Origin of the sequence: Benzoatithermus flavus, assembly GCF_037908215.1 — a bacterium.
GTDB lineage: Bacteria > Pseudomonadota > Alphaproteobacteria > Geminicoccales > Geminicoccaceae > Benzoatithermus > Benzoatithermus flavus.
Genome location: NZ_JBBLZC010000012.1, coordinates 36,878 through 53,663, shown reverse-complemented (window position 1 = coordinate 53,663; position 16,786 = coordinate 36,878). Strand labels below are relative to the sequence as shown.

15 protein-coding genes are annotated in these 16,786 nt (G+C 69.7%); 4 read left to right on the top strand and 11 right to left on the bottom strand.

What is annotated here, in order from left to right; translation table 11 throughout:
* Positions 1-1,053 (top strand): oligopeptide/dipeptide ABC transporter ATP-binding protein, encoded by a 1,053-nt coding sequence (locus U1T56_RS13150; protein WP_418159939.1) that lies wholly within the window; start codon positions 1-3, stop codon positions 1,051-1,053.
* Positions 1,041-1,787, top strand: a complete 747-nt coding sequence (locus U1T56_RS13145) for an SDR family NAD(P)-dependent oxidoreductase (RefSeq protein ID WP_418159938.1) — start codon at positions 1,041-1,043, stop codon at positions 1,785-1,787. Before U1T56_RS13150 ends, U1T56_RS13145 begins: the two co-directional genes overlap by 13 nt.
* A gap of 19 nt (positions 1,788-1,806) precedes the next feature.
* Here U1T56_RS13145 and U1T56_RS13140 read toward each other — a convergent pair whose 3' ends face one another.
* Both U1T56_RS13140 and U1T56_RS13135 read right to left on the bottom strand, forming a co-directional pair.
* Complete coding sequence (locus tag U1T56_RS13140; RefSeq protein WP_418159937.1) at positions 1,807-4,632, bottom strand: DEAD/DEAH box helicase; 2,826 nt, start codon at positions 4,630-4,632, stop codon at positions 1,807-1,809.
* Positions 4,629-5,621 carry a hypothetical protein gene (locus tag U1T56_RS13135; protein WP_418159936.1) on the bottom strand — a complete coding sequence of 331 codons (993 nt, stop codon included), beginning with the start codon at positions 5,619-5,621 and terminating at the stop codon, positions 4,629-4,631. Before U1T56_RS13135 ends, U1T56_RS13140 begins: the two co-directional genes overlap by 4 nt.
* 214 nt (positions 5,622-5,835) lie before the next feature.
* Here U1T56_RS13135 and hydA point away from each other — a divergent pair, with 214 nt between their 5' ends.
* Positions 5,836-7,299, top strand: coding sequence for a dihydropyrimidinase (gene hydA / locus U1T56_RS13130; protein WP_418159935.1), 1,464 nt, complete (start codon positions 5,836-5,838; stop codon positions 7,297-7,299).
* A gap of 3 nt (positions 7,300-7,302) precedes the next feature.
* On the opposite strand, the gene U1T56_RS13125 is transcribed toward hydA, so the two are convergent.
* Both U1T56_RS13125 and U1T56_RS13120 read right to left on the bottom strand, forming a co-directional pair.
* Positions 7,303-7,890, bottom strand: coding sequence for a histidine phosphatase family protein (locus tag U1T56_RS13125; protein WP_418159934.1), 588 nt, complete (start codon positions 7,888-7,890; stop codon positions 7,303-7,305).
* On the bottom strand, positions 7,887-8,966 hold the full coding sequence (locus U1T56_RS13120; protein WP_418159933.1) for an inositol-3-phosphate synthase: 1,080 nt from the start codon (positions 8,964-8,966) through the stop codon (positions 7,887-7,889). Before U1T56_RS13120 ends, U1T56_RS13125 begins: the two co-directional genes overlap by 4 nt.
* 172 nt (positions 8,967-9,138) lie before the next feature.
* Here U1T56_RS13120 and U1T56_RS13115 point away from each other — a divergent pair, with 172 nt between their 5' ends.
* The gene (locus U1T56_RS13115; protein ID WP_418159932.1) at positions 9,139-10,017 is read left to right on the top strand and encodes a class I SAM-dependent methyltransferase; all 879 of its coding nucleotides are present in this window, start codon (positions 9,139-9,141) and stop codon (positions 10,015-10,017) included.
* On the opposite strand, the gene U1T56_RS13110 is transcribed toward U1T56_RS13115, so the two are convergent.
* The 7 genes from U1T56_RS13110 to U1T56_RS13080 are packed head-to-tail and all read right to left on the bottom strand — an operon-like array spanning position 9,984 to position 16,493.
* Positions 9,984-10,970 (bottom strand): GNAT family N-acetyltransferase, encoded by a 987-nt coding sequence (locus U1T56_RS13110; RefSeq protein ID WP_418159931.1) that lies wholly within the window; start codon positions 10,968-10,970, stop codon positions 9,984-9,986. The genes U1T56_RS13115 and U1T56_RS13110 overlap by 34 nt on opposite strands.
* On the bottom strand, positions 10,960-12,009 hold the full coding sequence (locus U1T56_RS13105) for a glycosyltransferase family 4 protein (protein WP_418160030.1): 1,050 nt from the start codon (positions 12,007-12,009) through the stop codon (positions 10,960-10,962). Before U1T56_RS13105 ends, U1T56_RS13110 begins: the two co-directional genes overlap by 11 nt.
* Positions 12,006-12,848: a PIG-L deacetylase family protein gene (locus U1T56_RS13100; protein WP_418159930.1), complete on the bottom strand. Its 843-nt coding sequence runs from the start codon at positions 12,846-12,848 to the stop codon at positions 12,006-12,008. Before U1T56_RS13100 ends, U1T56_RS13105 begins: the two co-directional genes overlap by 4 nt.
* A gap of 5 nt (positions 12,849-12,853) precedes the next feature.
* The gene (locus U1T56_RS13095; protein WP_418159929.1) at positions 12,854-13,798 is read right to left on the bottom strand and encodes a glycoside hydrolase 5 family protein; all 945 of its coding nucleotides are present in this window, start codon (positions 13,796-13,798) and stop codon (positions 12,854-12,856) included.
* Complete coding sequence (locus tag U1T56_RS13090) at positions 13,795-14,577, bottom strand: TIGR04290 family methyltransferase (RefSeq protein ID WP_418159928.1); 783 nt, start codon at positions 14,575-14,577, stop codon at positions 13,795-13,797. Before U1T56_RS13090 ends, U1T56_RS13095 begins: the two co-directional genes overlap by 4 nt.
* Positions 14,574-15,362, bottom strand: a complete 789-nt coding sequence (locus U1T56_RS13085) for a sugar phosphate nucleotidyltransferase (protein WP_418159927.1) — start codon at positions 15,360-15,362, stop codon at positions 14,574-14,576. The genes U1T56_RS13090 and U1T56_RS13085 overlap by 4 nt, the downstream gene beginning before the upstream one ends.
* A gap of 3 nt (positions 15,363-15,365) precedes the next feature.
* Positions 15,366-16,493, bottom strand: coding sequence for a CgeB family protein (locus U1T56_RS13080; RefSeq protein WP_418159926.1), 1,128 nt, complete (start codon positions 16,491-16,493; stop codon positions 15,366-15,368).
* Positions 16,494-16,786: the final 293 nt, after the last annotated feature.

Genomic DNA, 16,786 nt, shown 5'->3' with positions numbered 1-16,786 from the left:
ATGACCGCCCTGCTCGAGGTCGAAGGCCTGGTCCAGCATTTCCCGATCGGCCACGGCAAGGTCGTCCAGGCCGTGAACGGGGTCGACTTCACGGTCGCGGCCGGCGAGACCCTGGCGCTGGTGGGCGAGTCCGGCTCCGGCAAGACCACGATCGGCCGCTGCGTGCTCGGCCTGATCCGGCCCACGGGCGGTGTCATCCGCTTCAAGGGCGAGCCCATGGGCGGCCGACGCACCGTGCGCTCGCCCTCTTTGCGCGGCCGGATGCAGCTCGTCTTCCAGGAGCCCGCCGAATCGCTCGATCCGCGCATCGTCGTCGGCGAGACGATCGGCGAGCCGCTCGTCGCCTTGGGCAGGAACCGGGCCGAGCGCGAGCAGGCCGTGCGCCTCGCCGCCCGGCGGGTCGGCCTGCCGGAACGCCTGCTCGACCGCTATCCGGCCGAGCTCAGCATGGGTCTGCAGCAGAGGATCGGCATCGCGCGTGCCATCGTCTCCGATCCCGAGCTCATTGTGCTCGACGAGCCGACCTCGGCTCTGGATCCCAGCGCTCGCGCCGAGATCATCGACCTTCTGATCCGGCTGCAGAAGGAGCTGGGCACGGCCTACCTCTTCATCTCGCACGACCTCAGCACGGTGCGCTACCTCAGCCACCGCGTCGCCGTGCTGTACTTGGGCTCGATCGTCGAGGAGGGGCCGGCGGCCGAGCTGTTCGCGCAGCCGCGCCATCCCTACTCCGTGGGCCTGCTCGCGTCGGTGCTCCTGCCGAACCCCGCGCTGCGGCGCGAGAGCACGATCCGGCTCGAGGGCGAGATCCCGAGCCCGATCGACCTGCCGACGGGCTGCCCGCTCGAGGGCCGCTGCCCGCTCGCGATTCCGCGCTGCAGCGACATGCCGCCGGCCGATCCGGTGGCACCGGGCCACCGTGTCCGCTGCTGGCGGCACCAGGACGTGGCGGCGGTTGCGCAGACGATGGACTATTTCGAGCGTTTCCAGATCGAGGCCGAGCGCATCCTGACGCCGGCCACGGGCCGAGAGAGGGGGACATGGGCAAGCTGAGCGGCAAGACCGCGGTCGTCACCGGTGCGTGCAGCGGCATCGGCCGCGCCATCGCCGGGCTGTTCGCGCAGGAAGGGGCCAATATCGGCGTGATCGACCTCGATGCCGGCAAGACCGAGGCCACGGCCGAGGAACTGGCGCGACACGGCGTCAAGACCGCGGGTGCCGCGGCCGACGTCGCCGACGAGACCGCCGTCAAGGCGGCGTTCCAGGCGATCACGCGCGAGCTGGGTACCATCGACATCCTGGTCAACAACGCCGGCATGGACACGACCAGCCCGGTCGAGACCATGTCCACCGAGATGTTCGACCGGATGATCGCCGTGCACCTGCGCGGCACGTTCCTGTGCACGCGCGAGGTGCTGTCGGGCATGAGGAAGAAGGGCTGGGGGCGGATCATCAATCTCTCCTCCCAGCTCGCGCACAAGGGCGGCCCGACCATGGCGCACTACTGCGCCGCCAAGGCCGGGATCATGGGTTTCACGAAGTCCCTGGCCTACGAGGTCGCGCGCGACGGAATCACGGTGAACTGCATCAACCCCGGCCCGATCAACACGCCGCTCCTGCGCTCCCTGCCGCAGAGCTGGCTCGAGATGAAGAAGAAGGAGCTGCCGATCGGCCGCTTCGGCGAGGTCCACGAGATCGCGCCGGCGGCCCTCCTCCTGGCTTCCGACGAGGGCTCCTACTTCATCGGCGCCACCATCAACCCCAACGGCGGCGACTATATGATCTGAAGGTGGTGCCGCCCTCGGGTCAGGGGGCGCCCTCGCTCCCGGCCTCGGCGGCGGCGAGCAGGAACGCCGACGCGGGCTGACGATGCCAGGTCGTGACCCGCGCTACCGTCGTTTCGAACGCCTGCCGCAAGGCGGTGTCGACCTCCATTCGTGGCGCCGAAGCCGTCGGCGTCGCGCTCTCGAGCGGCATCAGCAGCAGGCTGCCGAGCTCTTCGGGCGAGAGCGGCCGGCCGCTCTCGCCACCGGCCTCGCAGCAGCTCGCGACGAGTTCATCCTCGAGCAGCTCGCCCCGCTCGTTCTGCCAACGCAGATGGTGCACCGCGACCCAGGCCGGGATCCGGCCGGCACGCGCTGCGGCATAGAGCCCGTCGAACGCGCGTGCCTTGGCCGTGTCGAGCAGATGCCGGAACAGGCTGCCGTCGAGATCCACTGGTAGCATCTCGCGATGATGGCGAGCCAGATCGCGGTCGAGCGCTATCGTGACCGACCGGCGCCGCCCCAATTCGGGGAAGACGCCGACGAGCTCGTCGGGGAGCTCGAAGCTCAAGGCACGGCCCTGATGCACGGGCTCGACGTTCCGGGCACCGATCCTCGGCAGCATCGCGCCGAGGAAGGCCGCGACATGGCGCCGGTCGATGCCGAACGTGGCGGAAGACGAGGAACCGTCGAAGCCGGTCGCGAACGAGAGCAGCTCGTCCTGCAGCGACCGGGCCTGCCGCGCCTCCTCGAGCGCGCGATCGATCTCGGCGGCGCCGAGCTCGGGCCGTGTCCTCATCGCCCGCTCCAGGATCGGCTCGATCTCGATGCTCTCGAGCAGCTCGCCCAGGATCTCGGCTTCCATCGCCTCGCGGAACTCGGCGCCGACCGCGGCGAGATCGCGCGCCATCACCTGCACCCGGTCGAGCATCAGGCCGAGCGCCTTGGCGTCGAAGCTGTCCTGGGTGTGGAGGTTGAACACGATCACCCGGTGCTTCTGGCCGTAGCGGTAGAGCCGCCCGATCCGCTGCACGAGCCGCGACGGGTTCCAGGGCAGGTCGTAGTTGGCCATGACATGGCAGCGCTCCTGCAGGTTCAGGCCCTCGCCGCCGGCCTCGGTCGAGATCAGGAACGCGGCGTCGGCCGTGAAGCGCTCGATGCTCGCGAGCTTCTCGTCGAGGCTCATCGTGCCGTTGATCAGGACCGCCTCGCCGGCCTCGGGCAGGGCGCGCAGCAGCGCCTCCCGGAGGTAGGTCTGCGTCGCCCGATACTCGGTGAAGACGAGCAGCTTGCGGCCGGAGCGGAAGACGGGTGCGGCGATCTGGTCGATGAACACCCGGAGCTTCTCGTCATGGGGCCAGATCGGCTCGGCCAGGCGGAGAAGCCGGAGGATCTGTGCCGCCTCGCCCTCGAAGAAGGCTGCGCCTGCAAAGAGGTCGGGCTGATCGGCGAGGCCGTCCGGGGTCGCCTCGCTCGCCTCGATCAGAGTCTCGAGATCGGGTGCGGCATTCGCGCGCTGGGCAGCCTGCAGCCGCTGCCAGCGGCCCAGGAGCGCCGTCGTGATGGCGGCGATGCTCGACGAGGCGAGCTTGCGGTAGGTCGTCATCATGAAGCCGATCGCACGCCCACGGTCGCCCGCTCTTTCACCGACGGCGTAGCCGTGGCGGAGATAGCGCGTCAGCTCGTCCATGAAGGCGAGCGAGGCCGGGCCGGGCTCGACCGCGATCCGATGCGTCTCGTGGCCGTGGAACAGGGGCTTTCCGGCGGCATCGGTCACCCTGGTCTTGCGGTTGCGCAAGACCACCTCCGCCACGATCTCCGGATTGGCCTCGAGGGTCGAGAACGCCCGGCGCAGCTCGGGGCGGACGAGCTTGAGGAGAGCCGCGAAGCGCGGCGTCTTGCCCTGGTGCGGGGTCGCGGTCAGCAGCAGCATGGCAGGCGTCTGCCGCCGCAGCTCCTGGGCCAGCCGGTGGCGCTGGGTGCACTCGCCATTGTCGTCGCGTCCGAGCCGGTGCGCCTCGTCGAAGATCACGACGTCCCAGCCACCGGCGGCGCACAAGTCTCCTCTCACCTTGTCGCGCTTGGCGAGATCCAAGGAAACGATCACCTTGTCGTGCAGCCGCCAGTAGCTCGGCTCGGGCACCTGGAAGTCTCGCCCGTAGATCTCGTAATGCTGCCCGAACTTGAGCCGCATCTCGTCCTGCCATTGCCGCACCAAGGGTGCGGGGCAGACGATCAGCACCCGCCGCGCTCGGTTGCGTCGTGCCAGGCCGTGCAGGATCAGCCCGACCTCGATCGTCTTGCCGAGGCCGACATCGTCGGCGATCAGCCAGTTCGGGTTGCCCGAGGTCAGCACCTTGTGGGCGAGGCGGATCTGGTGCGGCAGAGGATCGATGTCGAGGCGGCCGAGAGCGCCCGTGTTCCGATCCCAGATCTCGAGCGCATGGGCCAGGACGCGCAGCCGGAAGCGCTCGGCATGATCGGGGAAGGTCCCGACCTCGCCACGCAGCAGACGATCCTCGACCGGCTTGACCCGCCGCAGCGTCTGGTAGGGCAGCCAGCGGCACGTACCCTGCTCGAGGAATTGCACCAGGACCTGCTCGCAGCCGGCGAGCACGCGGGTCGCGCGCACCTCGCCCAGGCCCAGCGACCGCGCCACCGGGCTCGATGGCACGTGCTCGACCTGCATTCCGGGCGCGAACGCCGAGCGCAGCGCCTTCGCCTCGATCCATACGAGGTCGCGCGCGCCGTAGCGGAAGTGGACGAGGCTGCGCTCGCCCTCGGCGCGCACCTCCAGCGCCATGCCGACGCGGCCCTGGTCGTCGTGGACCCAGCAGCCCAGGGTCGGGAGCAGAACGTCGGTCCTCATCGCTTCGCCTCCATGGCTCGCGTCGTCACGCCGGAGCGGTGGAAGATCACGAGATCGTCGTCGAAGGGGGTGCGGCAGCGGCCGTCCGGGGCGACGGCACGCCGGAGATCCTCGTCGAGCCGGGCGAGCCAGCCGCGCTCGTCCGCGAGCTCGCCCGGCTCGGCCATGCGCCAGGCCTGGGCGAGCCCGTCGTGCAACGCCCGGCTGCCGTCTGCGTCGGCCTGCAGCAGCGCGAACTCGATCAGGCTGCGATAGCCGGGCTCGTCCGCTGCCAGCGCCAGCCAGGCCTCGCGCCAGGTCGAGCGCAAGCGGTCGAGGACCTCCTCGGGCTCGAGCGTCTCGACGAGGCCGGCTGCGGCGCGCCAGCTCAGGCTGCTCGGTCCGGCACGATGATTCATGAGAATGACGGAACGATGGCGGCGCGCGAGCCAGAGGCCGGGCTCGGCGTTCCAGGCCCGCTTGAGCGCGGCGGTGTCCTGCAGCCGTTGCAAGGAGCAGCCCCGATGTACGAGCCGAACGATCGCGGCGTGGCTGGCGCCGTGCGGAAAGGCCGTGAGCAGCTCGCTGAGCCATGCCTGCGCCGCGGCTCGATCCCGAGCGTGCGGAAGGTCGAGATGCTCGATCAGCGCGGCTGCCTTGGCGGCTGCACGCCGGGCGATCCGATCGACGTCGTCCTGCCGCTCCGCGGCCGATCGCCTGTCGTCGAAGACCTCGTCCAGCCACTCGGGCGTGCTCGGTCTCTCGGCCTCGGAACGATCGAAGGGAGCGGCATCCCGAGGCGGACCTTCGATGAAGTAGGCTGCGAGCTCGTCCCAGACGGCCCGCACCCATGCGTCGAGCAGAACGGCCGGATCGCCGTCATCGGGTACGCTCGACGATGCCCCCGAAGGGGTCGGTCCTGCTTCGCCGTCGGCGAACCAGAACCAGTCCGGGTGCTCCATGCCGCCGTCGCAGGCGGACCACCCCGCTGCTCCGGCGGACCCGTCCATCCCCCATTCCTCGAGCCCGCGTATCTTCGCGGGAGGAGGCAACCATAGAATTCTATTTCAAGTTGATCAACGATTACGTTCCGAAGCTTCGGGTCGAGAGCGGCTCCGCACCGCGCCTCGGGCATGCCGGATCGACGACAGAGGCGGTGGACCGGCCGTCACGATGCGATAGGCTGGGCGCATCGGATCGAAGGACTGCAGGAGGAGGCTAGGAATGGCAGCGGTGCTCGTGCGTGGCGGGACGGTGGTCAACGCCGACCGGAGCTTTCGCGCCGACGTGTTGTGCGCGGACGGGAAGATCGTGGCGGTGGGCGAGAAGATCGACGCGCCCACGGGTGCCGAGGTCATCGACGCCGGCGGCGCCTACGTGATCCCGGGCGGGATCGACCCGCACACCCACATGGAAATGCCCTTCATGGGCACGAAGGCGATCGAGGACTTCTACTCCGGCACCGCCTCGGCCTTGGCCGGCGGCACCACCATGATCGTCGACATGTGCATCCCCTCGCCGCAGCAGAGCCTGACCGACGCGCTCGACGAGTGGTCGGACTGGGCGAGCAAGGCCTGCGCCGATTACGGCTTCCACGTCTCGATCACCTGGTGGTCGGAACGGGTGGCGCAGCAGATGGCGGAGTGTCTCGATCGCGGCGTCAACAGCTTCAAGCACTTCATGGCCTACAAAGGGGCCTTGATGGTCGACGACGAGATCATGTTCCAGAGCTTCTCGCGCTGCCGGGAGCTCGGGGCACTGCCGCTCGTCCATGCCGAGAACGGCGAGGCGGTGTTCCGCCTGCAGCAGGCACTCCTGGCGCAGGGCATCACCGGCCCCGAGGGCCACGCGCTCTCGCGCCCGCCGCACGTCGAGGCCGAGGCCGTGACCCGCGCCATCATGCTGGCCAAGATCACCGGCGTGCCGCTCTACATCGTGCACACCTCCTGCCGCGAGACGGTGGAAGCGATCGCGCGCGCCAGGGCCGAGGGGCAGCGCGTCTTTGGCGAGCCGCTGGCGCAGTATCTGTGTCTCGACGACAGCGTCTACCGCAACCCGGACTGGGACTTCGCCGCCTCGCGCGTGATGAGCCCGCCCTTCCGCTCGAAGGAGCACCAGGACGCGCTCTGGGCCGGGCTGATGTCGGGCCAGCTCCAGGTGGTGGCGACCGACCACTGCACGTTTCTGCTCGAGCAGAAGCGGCTCGGCCTCGACAACTTCACCAAGATCCCGAACGGTACCGGCGGGATCGAGGAGCGGCTCAAGATCGTCTGGCATTTCGGCGTCAACGCCGGCCGGCTGACGCCGGAAGAGTTCGTGGCCGTGACCTCCACGAACATCGCCAAGATCCTGAACGTCTATCCGCAGAAAGGGGCGATCGTCCAAGGGGCGGATGCCGATCTCGTGGTCTGGGATCCCAAGGCCACCCAGACCATCAGCCAGAAGACCCACCACTCCAAGCTCGACGTCAACGTGTTCGAGGGCATCACGGTCCAGGGCGTGCCCAAGGTGACGCTGAGCCGGGGCAAGGTGGTCTGGCGCGACGGCCAGCTCGACGTCGAGAAGGGTGCCGGCCGGAACGTGCCGCGTCCGCCGATGGCGCCGATGTTCGAGGCCCAGGCGAAGTGGAACGAGCTGACCAGGCCCACGGGCGTCAAGCGCGAGGTGCACATCCACCAGACGCCCTGAGGCTCAGGGCAGCGCTGCGGCCTCGTTGAGGCGCAGGACCCGGGCACCCCAGGGCTCGACCGCGAGCACGCAGAGCGAGCCCGGGTCCACCTCGATCCGGCCGAACAGATCGGCCGAAAGACCGAGATAGTGGAGCAGAACGGCCCGGATCACGTCGCCATGACTCACGAGGAGCACGCGGCCTTCGGGATGCGCCTCGCGCAGGCGATCGATCAGGCGCACGGCGCGAAGCTGCACCTCCAGCATGGTCTCGCCGCCCGGGATACGGGTCCCGGCGCGAAAGCCGTTCCAGGCCTGCCACAGCGGATCGCCCTCGAGCGCCGCGATGGTGCGACCGGTCCAGTCGCCGTAATCGACCTCGTCGAGCTCGGGGGCGATCGTCGCCTGTGGCGCCAGTGCCTCGGCGGTCAGGACCGCCCGCTCGAGCGGGCCGCAGCAGACGGCAGCGAACGTGAGCCCTTCGAAACGCCGCTGCAGCCAGGCGATCTGCTGCCGTCCCGCCTCGCCGAGGCCGATCCCCGGCGTCCGGCCGACGAGGCTCTCGCCCTGCCGGGCATGGGCGGCGTGGCGGACGAGGTAGAAGACGGTCACGCTTCGCCGCGGATGAACGCTTCGGTCCGGCGCCGCGCCTCGGCATCGGTGAACTGCTGCGGCGGCGACTTCATGAAGTAGCTCGAAGGCCCGTAGAGCGCCCCGCCGATGCCGCGGTCCAGCGCCAGCTTGGCGCAGCGCACGGCGTCGATGACGACTCCGGCCGAGTTCGGCGAATCCCAGACCTCGAGCTTGAGCTCGCAGGTGAGCGGCACCTCGCCGAAGGCGGTGCCTTCGAGGCGGATGTGGCAGAACTTCCGGTCGGTGAGCCAGGGCACGTAGTCGCTCGGCCCCACGTGCACGTCGCCCGCCGGCAGATCGTGGTCGAGCTGACTGGTCACGGCCTGGGTCTTCGAGATCTTCTTCGATTCCAGCCGGTCGCGCTCGAGCATGTTGAGGAAGTCGGTGTTGCCGCCGAAGTTGAGCTGGTAGGTGCGATCCAGCCGCACCCCGCGTTCGCGGAACAGGTTGGCCAGCATCCGGTGGACGATGGTGGCACCCACCTGGGACTTGATGTCGTCGCCGACGATGGGCAGCCGCCGCTCCTCGAACCGGCGGCGCCACTCCGCGCGCGAAGCGATGAAGACGGGCATGCAGTTGACGAAGCCGCAACCGGCTTTCAGCGCCTGCTCGGCATACCAGGAAGCTGCTTCCTGCGAGCCCACGGGCAGGTAGCAGACGAGCACGTCGGCCCCGGCATCGCGCAAGCTGCGCGCCACGTCGTCCACGGCCTCGGGGGCTTCGGTCACGACGTTCTTCAGGTATCGTCCGAGCCCGTCGAGCGTCGGCCCGCGCCGCACCTCGACGCCGGTGGCCGGCACGGCGGCGAAGCGGCAGGTATTGTTGGGCGCAGCCGCAATGGCTTCCGCGAGATCCTTGCCGACCTTGCCGGCGACGACATCGAAGGCGGCCACGAACTCGATGTCGCGGACATGGTAGCCGCCGAGAGCGACGTGCATCAGGCCCGGAACGGCGGCGCTCTCGTCCGCATCCCGGTAGAACGTCACTCCCTGGATCAGGGCCGAAGCGCAGTTGCCCACGCCGGCGATCGCGACCCTCACCTTGCGTTCGGCCATGCTCTCCACCTCCAACTGCCCCGCTGCTCGCGATCCGTGGCTAACGATCGGCAAAGCCGGCGTTTTTCGCGAACGTTGCGAGAAGGAACATCTACATTCCCGGAGGGTTCCTGATTCGGGCCCAAGGGACGAGGGTCGATCCGGCATGGCTCGCGGGGCGACGAGAGAGATCGTGGACAGGGTGGTGCGGGGGGAGATCTCTCCCGGCGTGGCGCTGGCGCAGCTTCTGCTCCGGCATCGGACGGTCGAAGCGTCGCGGACCGCCCTCGCGAACCTGGGGGCGACAGCGCCCGGGCTGGCGTCTGTGGCGCGGCGGCTCCGGCATCTCCTGGAGCAGCACGGCGAGGGCAGCGAGCGCGCGGCCGCCATTCTCGCCGGCGCCGATGCGGCTGCCGGCGAGCCCGCCTCGCCCGAGGAGGGGATCGAGCGCTGCCGGCGGCTGTTCGACTGGGCCGCCGGCATCAGCCCCGAGGCCAGCGTAGCGCTCTATTCCCTGGGCGATCCTCTGCTCCTGGCCGAGGCGACCGAGGAGGCCGTGGCCCACATGGAGCGGATCGGGGTCGTGGCACCCGATCGGCACGTGCTCGATCTCGGCTGCGGCATCGGACGGTTCGAGCGGGCGCTCGCGGGACGGGTGGCGGCCGTCACCGGCATCGACGTCTCGGCCGCGATGATCGCAGAAGCCCGCCGCCGCTGCGCCGGCCTCGCCAATGTGCGCCTGCTGCAAACCTCGGGCCGGGACCTGCAGCCGTTCGGCGATGCCGCGTTCGATGCGGTGATCGCCGTCGATTCCTTCCCCTATCTCTACCGGGCCGGCGGCCGCGCGCTCGTGGCCGCGCACGTTCGGGAATGCCATCGCGTGCTGCGGGAAGGCGGGGATCTCCTGCTCTTCAACCTCTCCTACGCCGGCGACCTCCGGCACGAGCGCGCCGAGGCGCAAGCGCTCGCGGACGAGACGGGCTTCGGCGTCCTCTGCAACGGCACGGCCGACCTCGCGACGTGGGACGGGCGGGCCTTTCACTTCCGCAAAGGCCGCAGCCGCCGCCCGTGAGCCGGCCGGTCCACCGCACCCCAGTCATATTTGTAGGGCTCGCGGCCGCGCAGGAAATCGAACGCGGCGAGCCTCTCCTCCGCTGCCCGCTGAATCGCGAGCCCGATCATCATGGCACCCAGACCGGGATGCGGCAGGCCCGGGTCGTAGCCGGCGAGATAGGCGTAGAAGCGTTTGCGGTCGGCGAAGCCGTGGAGAACGGCGACGATGCGGCCGCCGATCCGCAAGGCGAAGCTGCGCAGAAGCCCGAGCTCCAGCAGCGCTGCCGCCGCCTCGCGATGGAAGGCCCGGACGGAAGGATCGGCCAGAACGCCGGGCTCGCCCCGTTCCTGCCAGCGCTTCCCGTGCAGCCGGAAAAGCGCATCCAGAAGCTCCGCGAGGTTCGCCGGGGAAGCCGGCTCGATCGTGACCTCGCCCAGACGCTCGGCCCGGCGCCGGTAATAGGGCAGCTTCGCGAGGCGCGGCACGGAGCGGCACAGATCCCGAAGGGAAACCGGCAGAGGCAGCACCGGACAGGGCTCGCAAGGATGAATCGCGCTCTCCCAGCCCGCCGGGGCCGGTGCGGCGAGGAGCGGCGAGCCGGCACCTTGATCCTCGAGGTCGATCCAGTCGAAGCGGTGATCGTGGCCGGCGAGCCAGGCGAGCACCACGGGCGCATGGTCGGCCGAGAGCAGCGGGTCGAGATGGTCGCTGATGCCGATCCCGAGCGGCAGGAGCTTGCGATGCCGTCCGTCGGGATGGACGTAGAGCGGCACCAGGCCCACGAGCCGCCCGCGGCGGCGCAGGGCCAGGGCGATCAGCTCGCCCGTGCCGAAGACATGCCACCACGGGATCAGCCAGGCCGGCGACTGGAAGGGTGTGGCCGCCGGCATGCTCGCCCAGAGCTCGAGCCATTCCGGCCGCAAGGCCTCGAGACCGGCCGTGGTCGCGATCGCCTCGATCTCAGGCGGCATGGCTGCGCCGGCGGACGAGGTCCTCGTAGACGGCGAGATAGCGCGCCACCGTCCGCTCCGCCGAGAACCGCTCCCGGGCCGCCCGGCGGCAGGCTTCCGGATCGATCCGCCCCGCCGCCCCGATCGCCTCGGCCATCTCCTGCCCGTCCCGGACGAGAAAGCCCGTGACCCCGTGCTCGATCACCTCGGTCAGGGCACCGTTCGGGAACGCGATCACCGGCGTGCCGCAAGCGAGCGCCTCCATGGCGACGAGCGAGCCGGTCTCGGCGACGAGGCTCGGAACGAGAAGGCAGCGTGCCGCCGTGAGCAGACGCCGCTTGCGCGCGAAGTCCAAAGGCCCGAGGAAGCGGCGCCAGCGGTCGAGGCGTGGCGCGATCTCGTCGCGGAAATAGCGCTCGTGCGCCTCGTAGCGGTAGACCTGCCCACCGAGCAGCAGACCCACGCCCGCGGTCTTCGCGGCAGCGAGGGCGATGTGGAAGCCCTTCTCGGGGCAGATCCGCCCGAGCGCCAACGCGAAGCCGCGCCTGGCATGGCGTGCCGCCAGCTCGTCGATCGCGACACCGTTCGGGATGTCGGGCAGGAGCACGAGATCACCCGGCGCTCCCTGCCGTTGGGCGGCCGAAACGGCATGGAGCCAGGTGTCCGGCCGCTGCGGGTGCAGCGCTTCCGGCGGGTACCAGGCGAGCGGCAGATGCAGGGTCACGAGCGCGGGAACACCCGGCGGCGGCAGGTAGGCGTGGAAGTCGATCCCGTGCAGATGGACGAGATCGACCGGCCAGCGCGCCAGCGCCGCGGCGATCGCCTCGCGATGCGCCGCATGGGCGGCGGTGCGGGCGGCATCGTCCAGGATACCGTCCCGGCGCGGCGTCGCGACCAGAACACCTTCGACCCGCGAGCCTCCGCAGGCGACCACGATCGAGCGATGGCCCCGCCGCACCAGCGCCGCGTCGAGCTGGGCCAGCACCTGCTCGGCCCCGCCCACGGCGTCGCGGCTCACCGGCGCCAGCGGGTAGGCGACGCCGAGCACGGTCAGCATCAGAGCCGCCCTTCCATGCCGAAGCGCGCCAGCGCCTCGGCCGCGATGGCACGCCAGCTGGCGCCGTCGAGCCCGGTCACGAAGCGCTCGTAGAACGGGCGCCAGGGATGGGGCGGCGCCAGGAAGTCATAAGAAGGCGCTGCGCGGAACCGCTCGCGGTCGAGCGGAAACTGCCGCAGCAGCTCGGCCTGGGTGGCGTGGCAGGCGACGAGGCGGCGCTTGAATTCCTGCTCCGCCGCATCGAGCTCGGCCGTGACGACGCGCGCACGGCTGCCCGGCAGGAACTCGAGTACTTCCAGCCGGCCCGAGCCGTCGGGATCGTGGTAGCCGGCGAACTCGAGCAGCGAGGGTGCGGGGAGGCTGGCGTCACGCAGGAGCCGGCAGCTCAGATGGACGGCGAGCGCCGTCGCGTCGTGATCGGGATGGCCGCCCTCGTAGGCATGGGTCACGACGACCGCAGGCCGCAGATCGCGGATCAGCCCGGCCACGGCGTGGGTGAGCTCGCTCACGTGATGCACGGCTTCCTGATCGATCAGGTTCAGCCGATAGACGTGATCCGGCCCGATGCCGACCAGGGCGAGGCCCGCATCGGCCTCCAGCGCCCTTGCCTCGGCATAAGCCTCGCGCGTGGCGAAGCCGAGCCGCTTCTGATCCCGGTCGTCGCGCGGCGCGCCGTCGGTGACGTAGACGATGTGCGCTCGGCGGAGATGCGGCAGCCGCGTGCCCAGGCCGATCACCTCGTCGTCGGGATGGGCCACGACGACGAGGAGCGGCGTGTCGATCGGGTGGCGGACCCTTTGGCCTAGCTGCTCCAGGAGCGCTGCGGCCACCGAGCCGGGCATGGGCCTCAGGCCTGGTCCAGGGCGGGCGCCGGCTCGGCACGTGGCACGCCGTGCATCGTCTGGCCGGGCGCGTAGCGGCGGATCATTGCGGCGCAGAAGTCGGCGAACTCGCGCGGGTCCCTGGGCGGGCTCGTGTGGTGCGGGATGATGCCCTTGTCCTCCGGCGTGAAGCAGAAGGTCACGGTGACGTGGAACCCCTCGAGCGCCTGCATCTGCCGGTCGAACCAGGCGAGAGCGTTCGGGCGGTAGTAGTCGGCCCAGCTCAGACCGGTGCGCAGGTGCTTCACCCCCAGATCGCGCAGCCACTGCACCGCATCATCGAGCCGGTGATCCTCGAAATGGAACCACTGGCAGATGCCCATCTCGGGCGTGTATTGCGGGAAATCCGGCAGCGCCAGCTTGGGCGAGCCGTCCTCGCGCAAGAGCCCCATGTAGAAATGCCGGTAATAAGCCGAGCCTTCGGCTTCTTTATGGCGCGTGGTGGCGGGCCAGGCGCGCGGCAGGTCGTAGAGGCTGTACCAGTGAATGCGAGGTGCGCGGCCCAGAAGGAGTTCGGCCGTGCGCTTCAGGCCGAACACCTGCACCTCCTCGGCGCCGAAGGTCGAGACCCCGACCTCGGACACCCAGACCGGCAGATCGGTCACGGCCTGGATCTCCTTGAGCTTGTCCGGCCACTCGTGGATCTGCCAGTGGTTCCAGTCGAGCGGAAAGCCGTGGACCGCGACCGCGTCCAGCTCGGCCAGGGCCCCCTTGCCCGCCATGTTGAGCATGAACTGCGGGTCGATCGGCGAGATGCCGCCTAAGACCTGGACAAGAGCGGGGTTCTCGGCCCGGATCGCCCGGCTGGCCTGGATGGTCATCTCGGCGAACGCGGCCCATTCGGGATCCTCCTCGAACGCCCAGTGCGACTTGTTGTTGGGCTCGTTCCAGAGCATCACCGAATCGATCATGCTTCCTCCCCCCGCGCCGGATAGACCGGATAGGGCCCGTCCGGCCCGTAAGCCACCTGGCACCAGCGGCAGACGAACACCTCATCCTCGGGCCGGCATAAGATCTCGAAGCCGGCGCTCCGCAGCATCGCCTCGACACAGGCCCGGTTCGGCGCCCACCAGTTCGTGGGATCGCCGGCGTAGCGGTGCTCGATGAAGTGCATCTTGGGATAGCCGGGCCGGTCGAACATCGCGGTGTCGAAGAAGGGATAATCCTCGGCGACCAGCTCGACCTCCGTGCTGCCGCGCTGCAGCGACTGGAAGACGAGGAGATCCTTCGCCACGTGGGCGTGGATCAGATCCAGCGCCAGGAGCGGATGGCGCAGATGGTAGAAGACCCCCATGAACAGGACGAGATCGAAGCGCTCGCCGAGCTTCGCGACGTCGTAGACCGAGAGCTTGCGGAACTCGATCTTCGCACCCGTGACCTCGGCCGCGAAGCGGGCCTGCGCCAGATAGTCCTCGTCCGAGTCGATCGCGACCACGCGCGCCGCGCCGCGCCGCTTCATCTCGAGCGCGTAGAAGCCGGCGTTGCAGCCGATGTCGAGCACGCTCTTCCCGCTGAGATCCGCAGGAATCGCGTGCGCGAAGCGCTGCCATTTGATGGCGGGATAGTCGCCCAGGAAATGCTCGGGCGCGGTCCAGATCCCGCCGAGGTTCATGTTGTGGAACCAGGGCCCGAGCTCGTGGATGCGGCGTCGGATGTGCTCCTGGTCGGAAGGGGGCACCTCGTCGGTCATCGCTGCTCCATCAGCCCCGCAGGGGAATTCCCGCGGCTCGTCACAGGCGCGGATTCGATGCCCCCACGCGCCTGCAGGAGCTGCAGCGCCGCGCGGTAGCCGTGGAGCGTGCCGACGTCGACATAGTCGGTGCCGGCACGCACCCCTTGCGCCTTGCCGCCTTCGGCGAGATAGGCGTTGACCAGCGTGCCCAGATACTCGTCCTGCCGGTCGCGCGCGCACCAGAGCCGATGCAGCTCGTGCAGGACCCGGCCCGGCATCCGCATCGCCCCCCACACCCACCGGGAGGGAGCGCCTTCGGTCTTGACCCAGATCCGCTGTACCGACCCGTCCCGGCCGGTCACGACCGCATCGAACAGCTCGGGCCGATCCACCGGGAACAGCAGGAAGGACAGCACGTCGTGACCGAGAGCGCAGAAGCCGTCCTCCGGAAACCAGATCGTATCCGGAAGCCCGATCAGCACGCTCTCGTGCGGCTCGATCAGAGGCACCGCACGGAAGATGGCATCGCACAGGCCCAGGGCCTGCGACTGGACCACGTAGGCCACCGCCGCCATTCCGACCGTGGAGCCGTAATAGCGCAGGATGTCGGACTTGCCGGGGCTGATGACGAAGCAGAGCTTGTCGGTCCCGCCGGCCAGCATCCGGTCGATCAGATATTCGCTCACCGCCCGCGGCCGCTCCACGCCGGCTTCGCGCCGGCTGCCCACGGGCAGAAGCTCCTTCGAGAAGGCGAGCGGCTGAATCCGGGTGCCGTTGCCGGCAGCCGGGATGATGCCCCACATCGCTCAGGCTCCCGTCTCTAGGGCCGCGGTCGCGCTCGGGCGATCCAGCGGCACGGCGGCCGTGACCGGCGTCTCGCCGAGCAGGCGCTCGAGCTCGAGCGCCCGATGCTCGGCCGTGTGCTCGGCGAGCGCCCGCTCGCGTGCGGCCGTCCCGATCCGGCGCAGCTCGTCGTCGCTCATGTCCAGCGCCGCGTCCACGTCGGCTCCGCTCCGGGCGAGCAGGATCTCGCGGCCGGGAGCGAAGAAGGCATCCAGCCCCTCCCAGACGTCGCTCAGGATCGCGGTGCCGCAGGCGGCGGCCTCGAACAGGCGTCCCGACGGGCAGTAGCCCATGGCCGCCATGGCGCTCCGGGTCACGTTCAGGGTGAGCCGCGAGGAGGAGAAGAAGGCGGGATGCTCGTGCGGCGGCAGATGCCGGACGAAGAAGATGTTCTCGGTCCAGGGAAAGTCGGCGGGGTAGCAGGCGCCGCCCAGCACGAACCGACGTTCCGGATGGCGTCGCGCCGGCTCGATGAACAGCACTTCCAGCGCCGCCTGCCGGTCGGCAGCGAAGGTGCCGAGATAGGAGAGATCGGCGTGGTAGCCCGGCTCGGAAGGCACCGGGCGGTGCACGGCCGGGTCGACGCTGCCATAGAGCGGTGCAGTGCGCCTCGCACCCAGCCGGTCGCGGAGATCCTCGAGCGCCCGCCCGCCCGTGTAGCTCAGCACGAGGTCGAAATCGCCGAGCCCTCGCGGACCGACATAGGCGACCGCCTCGTCTGCCGCGAGCCGGGTCAGGGTCACGGGCGTGTCGAGATCGTAGAAGGCCCGCATCGGCACGGCCGAGTCCAGGACGAGGTCCGCGGCGGCGATCCCGTCGGGGCAGTAGGACGTGACGATGGCCGCGTCGGCGCCCGCGAGCTCGCGGCGGGCGAGCGGCAGGACGTCGGGCCAGCTCGGATAGAGAACGAGCTTTCCGGCCGGCGGCAGCTCGGTGAGATCGCGATGGCGGGCATAGTAATCGACGTCGCGCTCGAAGAACACGATCCGATGGCCGCGGCGGAGCAACGCCGAGCACAAGCCCCGCCACAAGGTGGCATGGCCGTTGCCCCAGGAGGAGCTGATCGCGAGGCCGAAGATCAGGAGCTTCACGCGTCTCGTTACCTCACCAAGGCATCTGCGTCACAGAATGTGGTTTCTCGTCTGCGGTCCCGGAGCAAACGGGCGCTTCGAACGTTTGTTCCCGCAGCATGCGCAGTTTGCCGTCTGGCTGCAGCATCCGCTGCGAGCTGCAATCGGGCGTTGCTCGCGCGGCAGGCGATCAGGAACCGGGATCTCACGCCATGACGAAAAACCACCCCTCCCGCCGGAACCGCCCGGAAGAAGTCGCGTTGGGCAAATAGAAGAAGATGCTGCCGATCCGGCCTCGCCCACGCCGAGGCCGG

Coding starts and splice junctions, on each gene's coding strand:
- U1T56_RS13135 (WP_418159936.1), bottom strand. CDS start 5,621: ATGGACGGGTCCGCCGGAGCAGCGGGGTGGTCCGCCTGCGACGGCGGC.
- U1T56_RS13145 (WP_418159938.1), top strand. CDS start 1,041: ATGGGCAAGCTGAGCGGCAAGACCGCGGTCGTCACCGGTGCGTGCAGC.
- U1T56_RS13085 (WP_418159927.1), bottom strand. CDS start 15,362: ATGTGGGGCATCATCCCGGCTGCCGGCAACGGCACCCGGATTCAGCCG.
- hydA (WP_418159935.1), top strand. CDS start 5,836: ATGGCAGCGGTGCTCGTGCGTGGCGGGACGGTGGTCAACGCCGACCGG.
- U1T56_RS13150 (WP_418159939.1), top strand. CDS start 1: ATGACCGCCCTGCTCGAGGTCGAAGGCCTGGTCCAGCATTTCCCGATC.
- U1T56_RS13090 (WP_418159928.1), bottom strand. CDS start 14,577: ATGACCGACGAGGTGCCCCCTTCCGACCAGGAGCACATCCGACGCCGC.
- U1T56_RS13110 (WP_418159931.1), bottom strand. CDS start 10,970: ATGCCGCCTGAGATCGAGGCGATCGCGACCACGGCCGGTCTCGAGGCC.
- U1T56_RS13100 (WP_418159930.1), bottom strand. CDS start 12,848: ATGCCCGGCTCGGTGGCCGCAGCGCTCCTGGAGCAGCTAGGCCAAAGG.
- U1T56_RS13095 (WP_418159929.1), bottom strand. CDS start 13,798: ATGATCGATTCGGTGATGCTCTGGAACGAGCCCAACAACAAGTCGCAC.
- U1T56_RS13140 (WP_418159937.1), bottom strand. CDS start 4,632: ATGAGGACCGACGTTCTGCTCCCGACCCTGGGCTGCTGGGTCCACGAC.
- U1T56_RS13120 (WP_418159933.1), bottom strand. CDS start 8,966: ATGGCCGAACGCAAGGTGAGGGTCGCGATCGCCGGCGTGGGCAACTGC.